General features: G+C 63.1%; 5 protein-coding genes. 2 read left to right on the top strand and 3 right to left on the bottom strand.

Features of this window, described 5'->3' with window-relative positions; genetic code table 11:
- Nucleotides 1-83 precede the first annotated feature (83 nt).
- Nucleotides 84-845, top strand: a complete 762-nt coding sequence (locus KIP88_RS27725) for a thermonuclease family protein (protein WP_214491234.1) — start codon at nucleotides 84-86, stop codon at nucleotides 843-845.
- A gap of 56 nt (nucleotides 846-901) precedes the next feature.
- The gene (locus tag KIP88_RS27720; RefSeq protein WP_249791058.1) at nucleotides 902-3,358 is read left to right on the top strand and encodes a PAS domain-containing sensor histidine kinase; all 2,457 of its coding nucleotides are present in this window, start codon (nucleotides 902-904) and stop codon (nucleotides 3,356-3,358) included.
- A gap of 19 nt (nucleotides 3,359-3,377) precedes the next feature.
- Here the strand turns inward: KIP88_RS27720 and KIP88_RS27715 are convergent, their stop codons facing one another.
- The 3 genes from KIP88_RS27715 to KIP88_RS27705 all read right to left on the bottom strand — a co-directional run bounded on the left by KIP88_RS27715 (nucleotide 3,378) and on the right by KIP88_RS27705 (nucleotide 7,634).
- Nucleotides 3,378-6,020, bottom strand: a complete 2,643-nt coding sequence (locus KIP88_RS27715; RefSeq protein ID WP_374226522.1) for an EAL domain-containing protein — start codon at nucleotides 6,018-6,020, stop codon at nucleotides 3,378-3,380.
- A 171-nt stretch (nucleotides 6,021-6,191) separates the two neighbouring features.
- Nucleotides 6,192-6,719 carry a hypothetical protein gene (locus KIP88_RS27710; RefSeq protein WP_214491231.1) on the bottom strand — a complete coding sequence of 176 codons (528 nt, stop codon included), beginning with the start codon at nucleotides 6,717-6,719 and terminating at the stop codon, nucleotides 6,192-6,194.
- A gap of 423 nt (nucleotides 6,720-7,142) precedes the next feature.
- Nucleotides 7,143-7,634 carry a ferritin-like domain-containing protein gene (locus KIP88_RS27705; RefSeq protein WP_214491230.1) on the bottom strand — a complete coding sequence of 164 codons (492 nt, stop codon included), beginning with the start codon at nucleotides 7,632-7,634 and terminating at the stop codon, nucleotides 7,143-7,145.
- Between the last annotated feature and the right edge of the window lie 325 nt (nucleotides 7,635-7,959).

Raw genomic sequence — 7,959 nt, 5'->3', positions numbered from 1 at the left:
AGGCGTAAGGCCACTGCGCTTGGTTCCTTGACACCAGCATGTGCTAGAAGGCATCGGTACAAAATCTATTTAAAGTGAAACAGATGCGGTCACGAATTTTTCTGGTTGCGGCGTTGCTATCGATCGTACTTCCGGCCAGCCAGAGTTCGGCCGCCACCGCCATCGTCCGGGATGGCAGCACGCTTCAGCTTGGCAATGTCACCTACCGGCTCGACGGCATCGATGTCCCAACCGTCGACCAGTTCTGCATCGACGAGCACGCCGATAGCTGGACCTGCGGTATCGAGGCGCGCGATCAATTGGCAAAACTGACCGGCGGCAAACAGGTCCGCTGCGACGATCTCGGTCCCGATCCCAGCTACAAGAAACGGCGCATCGGCGTGTGCAAGATCGAGGGCGAGACCACGAGCCTCAGCCAGTTGCTGGTCCGCAACGGCTTTGCCTTGAATGTTGAAGCCTCCGCCTCCGGCCGCTTCCAGGCGGACGAAGCCCGCGCCAAGGACGACCGCCAGGGTCTGTGGAAAGGGTGCTTCGTAGCGCCGCGCGAGTTCCGCGCGGGCAAGAAGGACGGCGCCCTGCTCGGCGCCGCGTGCCGCGCCGATCGCGACCACGAAATCCGCGAGGCCTTGTTCCCCGAAGATCTCGTGATGCCGGCGGGTTGCAGCATCAAGGGCAAATACGCCGTCCGCGCCCGCGTCACCGGGAACCTCGGCATCTATCATCTGCAGGCGTGCCGCTCCTATCCGGGCCTGAAACCGGATCGCTGGTTCTGTTCCGAGGATGATGCGCAGGCGGCTGGGTTCCGCAGGGCCTACAACTGCCGATCAACCACGAAGAGTAAATGACGCTGGCAAAACCGCCGCTTCCTGTGTGAAAGTGTCGGCAGAGGTTGCCTGCACGCATGACCCCTTCCGATTCGAACGTTCTGCCTGAAGCTGCCGCCGAACGCTTGCGACGGCATCTGCAGCAAATCGCGAGCGAACGCGACCGCGCCCATCGTGCGCTGCAGGAACGCGAAGCGGAACTGGCGCGGATCCAGCGCATCGCCGGCGTCGGCGGTCTCGAAATCGATTTCCGTGACGGCGTCAAGAATCGCCGCTCCCCCGAATATCTCCTGGTTCACGGCTTGCCGCCCGACGCGGCCAACGAGACCTATGAGGAATGGGTCAGCCGAATCCATCCCGAGGATCGCGAGCGAACGGTCCAGCATCTGTTCGGCGTGCTGAAGAGCGAGAGCGAGGATTATTCGGCCGAATACCGCATCCTGCGGCCGAACGATGGTACGACCCGCTGGATCCGCGTCGTCGCCAAGATCGAGCGCGACAGCGACGGCCGCGCGCTGCGCCTGGTCGGCGCCGATTGCGACGTCACCCCTCAAATGCTGGCGCAAGCCACCTTGCGCGAAAGCGAGGAACGCTTTCGCCTGATCGCCAACAGCGCGCCGGTGCCGGTCTGGGTCACCAAGCTCGACCGCACGCGTTCCTTCGCCAACCAGGCCTATCTCGATTTCCTCGGGCTGCCGTTCGAGGAAGCCATCGTGTTCGACTGGCGCAAGCGGCTGCATCCGGACGACCAGTCGCGCATCGTACAGGAATCGGTCGCGGGCGAAGCCTCGCTCAAACCGTTCGTGCTGGAGGCCCGCTATCAGCGCGCCGACGGCGAATGGCGGTGGCTGCGCTCCGAATCCCAGCCGCGCTGGGATCCGACCGGCAAGCATATCGGCTTCATCGGCGTCGCCCATGACATCACGGCAGCCAAGCAGGCCGAGCACGATTTGCGCCGGCTGAACGAAATCCTCGAATTGCGGATCACCGAGCGGACGGCGCAGCTCGAATCCAGCGAAGCCCAGATGCGGGCGATCTTCGAGACCAGCCATCAGTATCAGAGCCTGCTCAACCTGCACGGCGACGTCCTGTATGCCAACAAGATCGCGCTTGCCGGAATCCGCACGGACGCCAGCGAGGTGATCGGCAAGCCGTTCTGGGAAACGCCGTGGTTCACCGGAACCGAAGGCATGCGGGACGCCGTCCGCGACGCCTTTTTCGCCGTCATGCGGGGCGAAGAAATCCAGACCGAGATGCTGCTGCATCTGCCGATTGGCGATTGCTATTTCGACTTCGCGATGCGCCCCTTGCACGACCAGCACGGCGCGATCATCGGCGCCGTGCCGGAGGCCATCGACATCACCGAGCGCCGCCGGGGCGAGGAGGCGCTGCGCCAGTCGCAGAAGATGGAAGCGGTCGGACAATTGACCGGCGGCGTGGCGCACGATTTCAACAATCTGCTGACCATCATCCGGTCCGCGACCGACTTCCTGCGCCGCCGCGAACTGCCGGAAGAGCGACGAAGGCGCTACATCGACGCGATTGCCGAGACGGTGGAGCGCGCCTCCAAGCTGACCGGACAATTGCTGGCGTTCGCCCGCAGGCAGCCGCTGAAGCCTCAGGTGTTCAATGTCGGCACCCAGGTCGAGGCGGTGGCGCAACTGATCCGCCCGCTGATCGGCGCCCGGATCAGGATCGACGTCGACGTCGCCGATCGAAATTGTTTCGCGATCGCCGATGTCGCGCAGTTCGAAACCGCCCTTATGAATCTCGCCGTCAACAGCCGCGATGCCATGGACAGCGAGGGCCGGCTGAATATCCAGGTCGGGAAGGTAGATTCCATTCCGCCGCTCCGCGCCCAGCCCGCCCGCAGCGGCGACTTCATCGCCATCACCGTGACCGATACCGGCACCGGCATCGCGCCTGCCCTGCTCGAGACGATCTTCGAGCCGTTCTTCACCACCAAGGAAGTCGGCAAAGGCACCGGCCTCGGCCTCAGCCAGGCGTTCGGCTTTGCCAAGCAATCCGACGGCGACATCGCGGTCGCGAGCGATCCCGGCCAGGGCGCAACGTTTACGATCTACCTGCCGCAGGCCGCAGTGCCGGCCGATGCCGTCGAGGCCGCCGCGAGCGGCAGCGAACCCGCCGCGCGCGGCCGCGGCTACCGCGTCCTCGTGGTCGAGGACAATGACGACGTCGGACAGTTCTCCACCGAGCTGCTGGAAGATCTCGGCTACACCGTCCGCCGCGTCGCCAGCGCGGATGCCGCGCTCGCGATCCTTGCCGAGGACGAGTTTTCTGCCGACCTGGTGTTTTCCGACGTCATCATGCCCGGGATGAACGGCGTCGAGCTCGCCGGCATCGTGCGCGAGCGCTATCCCGGCCTGCCCGTGGTGCTGACCAGCGGCTACAGCAACGTGCTGGCGGAGAATGCCCACCGCGGCTTCGAGCTGATCCAGAAACCCTATTCGGTGGAACTGCTGTCGCGGAGTCTCAGGAAGGCGATTTCCGAGGCGCGGCCGCAGCCGGGCTGAAGCAACCCGATCTCCAGCCTTACGCGGCGTCCTCGACGCCGGCCTCCCCCGATGCCAGCAGCACGCGGATTTCCTGCGCCGGACGCGCCGCGCTGAACAGGTAGCCCTGCATCTGGGTGCATCCGAGATTCTGCACGGTCTCGCGTTGCTGCAGGGTCTCGACGCCTTCCGCCGTGGTGACCATGTTGCGGTCGGCGGCGATGCTCACCACCGCGCGGATGATCGAGGCCGACGAGGAATTGCGCGTCACCTCCTTGACGAAGGAACGGTCGATCTTGATCTTGTCGAACGGGAAACGCTGCAGATATTGCAGCGAGGAATAGCCGGTTCCGAAATCGTCGAGCGCGATGTGAACCCCGAGCGTGCGGAGCTGATTCAGCGTCGCCAGCGCCGCGTCGTCGTCGGCGATGAGGACGGCTTCCGTGATCTCCAGCTCGAGCCGGCGCGGGTCGAGCCCGGTCTCGGAGAGAACAGCCGCGACCTTCAGCGACAGCGTTTCCGACCGGAACTGGATCGGCGAGACGTTGACGGCGATGCGGACATGGTTCGGCCAGCTCGCAGCTTCCGCGCAAGCCGTGCGCAACACCCACTGCCCGATCTCCTCGATCAGGCCGGTTTCCTCGGCGACCGGCACGAAGTCGGCCGGAGACACCATGCCGCGCACCGGATGCCGCCAGCGCAGTAGCGCCTCGCAGCCGGTGACACGATCGCTGCGCAGGTCGACCTGCGGCTGATAGTGCAGCTCGAAGCTGCCCTCGGCCAGCGCCGCGCGCAAGTCCGCTTCCAGTTCGCGGCGATGATTGGCCTGCTGCTCCATCGCAGGATCGAAGAAGCGATAGGTTCTGCGGCCAGCCGCTTTCGCCGCATACATCGCGAGATCGGCGTTCTTCAGGAGATCGAACAGATCCGAGCCGTCGCGCGGCGCGATCGCGATGCCGATGCTGGCGTCGCTGGAAAATTGATGGCCATGGCAATCGAACGGGGTGCGCAGCGCCTGATAGATCCGCGCGACCAGCGCGTGAACGTCCTCGGCGCTGTCGATGCCGTGCTGAAGGATGGCGAATTCATCCCCGCCAAGGCGGGCGATGAAATCTTCAGGGCCCACCGACTGGCTCAGCCGATCTGCCACGCTTTTCAGGAATTCGTCGCCGATCAGATGTCCCAGCGTATCGTTGATGCGTTTGAACTCGTCGATGTCGATATAGAGGATCGCAAATTCGCGCCCCTCGGTTTCCAGCAGCAACCCTTCCGCATGGCGCTGGAACAGCGAGCGGTTCGGCAGATTGGTCAGCGCGTCGTAATGGGCGAGATGCTCGATCCTGGCCTGGACGCGTCGCCCTTCGGTGACGTCTTCCATCGTCGTGGCCCAGCCGCCGTCCGGCGAGCGCTTGAAGATCAACCGGATCGTGCGCCCGTCGGGCGTCGAGGTCACGGTGTCCTGCACGAGGCTGCTGTCGGGATCGAGAAACCGTGCGCAATAGGCGTCGACGTCGCCGACGAAGGAGCCGCGTTCCTGGCGGTGCCGGATCAGGTCGCGCAGATGAGCGCCGGGCTTGACGACATCGGCGGAGAGACCGAACAAATCGATATAGCGCTGGTTGCAGATGACGAGCCGCCCCGAAGAATCGAACAGCAGCAGTCCCTGCGTCATGTTATTGATCGCGGTGTCGAGATGCTGGCTCTTTTCCGAAAGCTTGCGCTGTGCCTGCACATGCTGGCGGTGCAGTTGGCGCACGATCAGGAAGACCATGACGATGACCACCATGATCGCCAGCACGGCCGCAGAAAACTGCAACCTGGCCTGCGCCCGCCAGTCGGCAAGCGCCGCCTCCGTCCGGGTGGTCGCGACGATCAGGACCGGAAAGTGCGACAGCGATTTGACGGCGCCGACCTTGTCTTCCAACAACCTCGCAGTGGTGAAGCGTCCGGAAATGTTCCCGTCCATCGCCAGCGCGCTCTGGAACGCAGCGGTATTGGCGACGTTGAGGCCAACCAGTTTGTCGTCCTTGGGATAGCGCGCAATGATAGTGCCGTCGCGATGGATCATCGAGATCGCGGTGTCGCGGTCCAGCGCCAGCGAGGCGACGAAGTTCTCGAAGTGGGAAGGTTCGACGCCGCGGATGGCAAAGCCGACGATCTCGCCGCTACGGCCGATGATCTTGCGGGCAAAGACCAGCGTCCAATTCCTGGTGACCTTGCTGACGACCGGTTCAACGATCACGTCCGGGGTCGGCAGTCCCGAGGTAAATTCCCGGAAGTAACGCCGTTCTCTGATGTTGCTGTCGGGCACCGGCCACATTTCGGAGGAATTGATCAGAAAGCCCTTGGCGCTCCACAGATTCAGGGCACCGACAGGCGGAAGCACCGACAGTTTGGCGCGCAGCATTTCGTGCGCGGCCAATGTCGACATCTTCGTCTCGAACTGATCGGCAGTATCGACGCCGTCGGCCCGCATGGCAGCCAGGACATCGTCGTGCACATGCTGCAGGTCGCTCAGCCGCTGGTCAAAGTGCCGCGACAGCAACAGCGCCGTATTGTTGAGTTGGCGCTCGGCGACCTCCAGCGCGCGCTCGCGATATTCCAGGGCGAAATAGCCGGTCCCGAGCGCGATTGCGATCACGAGCGCCGCAGCGCTCAGGATCAGCCACTGGATGGCACCCATCCGGATTCGCCACGGCACGCCGCCACCGAACAGCGGCCGGCTCCCCGCGATGACGTCTTGCGATGAATTGTTCAGCATTTTCCGCCGCCCCCACAGCCGCATGTTGTAGGGAACACAACCCAAGAGGGCGTTAGCAAAATGAGTTATCGCGAGGTTAAGGCGGCCGCGAAATCAGGCGCTTTCCGCCAGTTCAGCTTCCTTGAGGCTGCATTCGATCAGCGCGCCGTCGATCGTGAACTCCGAGAACGGCGACAGCTCTGTCGCGGCCTGCAGCGGCGCGAAGAACTGCGAATCCCCGGGGCTCTTCAGAAAGAAGCGGATGTGGCTGGCGGTCATCGTATCCCGCGACAGCCATACGATGCCGGAGAACAGCGCCACCATCATCTGGGCGTATTGGCCGGCGTCTGCGATCCCCAGGTCGTAGATCGGCGACACCAGGATAAAGCGCGCACGCAGAATGGGGTTCGGAAACTTGCTCATCATCAGGCGGCTGACCTGGCAGGCCGCATGAACCCGTTCACCGTCAGAAAGGCAATAAAGGTTGGGGTTGTCCCCGTCCTTGGTCAGGCCGTCATAAGCCGCAAAGCTTCCCGTCGAAAAGGTCGAAAAGTCCTCGCCGACGCTTTCAGCGTCCTTCTTCCATTGGCCCTTGATCGACCGCCAGGACCTGTCCGGCTCTTTCATCGGCAGAAGGCGCATGACTAACCAGCGGTTAATGCAAAAGTTGATGCCGGTATTTTACGGACAGCGGCTAAACGTTTGCTTACGCTGGCGTCGCTCGCGCAAATATTTGTTCGACCTCGTAAAACTACTACCTCGGCGAGCGTTTTGTCGTGGCGCTTCCTCGCAATATCTGCCCTCGGCACGATTGGTGAAACGTGGGGCGAAGCGAGCACGGTAACGATCGGGCACGGCCCGGGTTTTCCCGTACCGGCGTTTCTTCCCCCCGTAACGTCAAACTCGAGCCCCGCCGAAAATCCCTTGAACGGGGTTGGCGGGGCTTTCTCTATTCGGTTGCGGCAAGGGCCGACGATGGCGCTTTCCGATATGGCCAACCTGGGCCGGCCTCGAAATCACGGAGTGGATTGCAGAACCATCAGCGCCGCCGGCCGGCTAACGCAGCTATGCCGCGGCCTCATAGTTGACGGCGGTCTCGGCAAGCTTGGTCAGGCTTTCGTCGGTTTTCTTCTCTTCGGCCAGGGTCTGGTCGAGCAGCTTCGCGGCTTCCGAATTATTGAGCTTGAGCGCCCAGGCCTTCAGGGTGCCGTAGCGTGAAATCTCGTAATGCTCGACCGCCTGTGCAGCGGCCAGCAGGCCGGCGTCGAGCGCGGGCGTGTCGGCGTACTCCTCCATGATCCCCTTGCCTTCATCGAGAATGCCCTCGATGGCATCGCACTTCTTGCCGCGCGCGGCCTTGCCCAGCAGCTCGAATATCTGTTCCAGGCGCTCGACATGCCCCTCGGTCTCATCATGATGCTTTTCGAACGCGGCCCGCAGCTTGTCCGAATTGGCGGCCTTCGCCATTTTCGGCAGCGCCTTCAGGATCTGCTTTTCGGCGTAGTAGATGTCCTTGAGCGTATCGAGAAATAGTTCGTTGAGGTCTTTCTCAGCCATGACGTCCTCCATTGTTGGTGCGCGGACAACATCGGATTGAACGGAATGGTTCCTAAGCCGCGCGCGACGCCTCGGCCGCGGGTCAGCGTGCAGGACGACTGTATGGAGATCACGGCCGAAAGCGTTGTTCATGCCGCCTGCAGAGCCGACGCGAGCGCGATCAGCCCAAGATCGTGAACTGGAGGAACGTAAACCCAGAGGAGAGGTCGTCGGCATTCCGCGAAGGCTCGATCGCGCTGGCCATGGGCCCGCCACGCCTGTTGCGGCCCGTTGCGATCCGCAATTCAGCCATCATTTGGGCGTTTAGCCTTCCTCGCTGCCACTG

The organism is Bradyrhizobium sp. SRL28, from assembly GCF_018596315.1.
Lineage (GTDB): Bacteria > Pseudomonadota > Alphaproteobacteria > Rhizobiales > Xanthobacteraceae > Bradyrhizobium.
The sequence above is the reverse complement of the archived record's forward strand: the minus strand, read 5'-3'. Positions and strand labels throughout refer to the sequence as shown.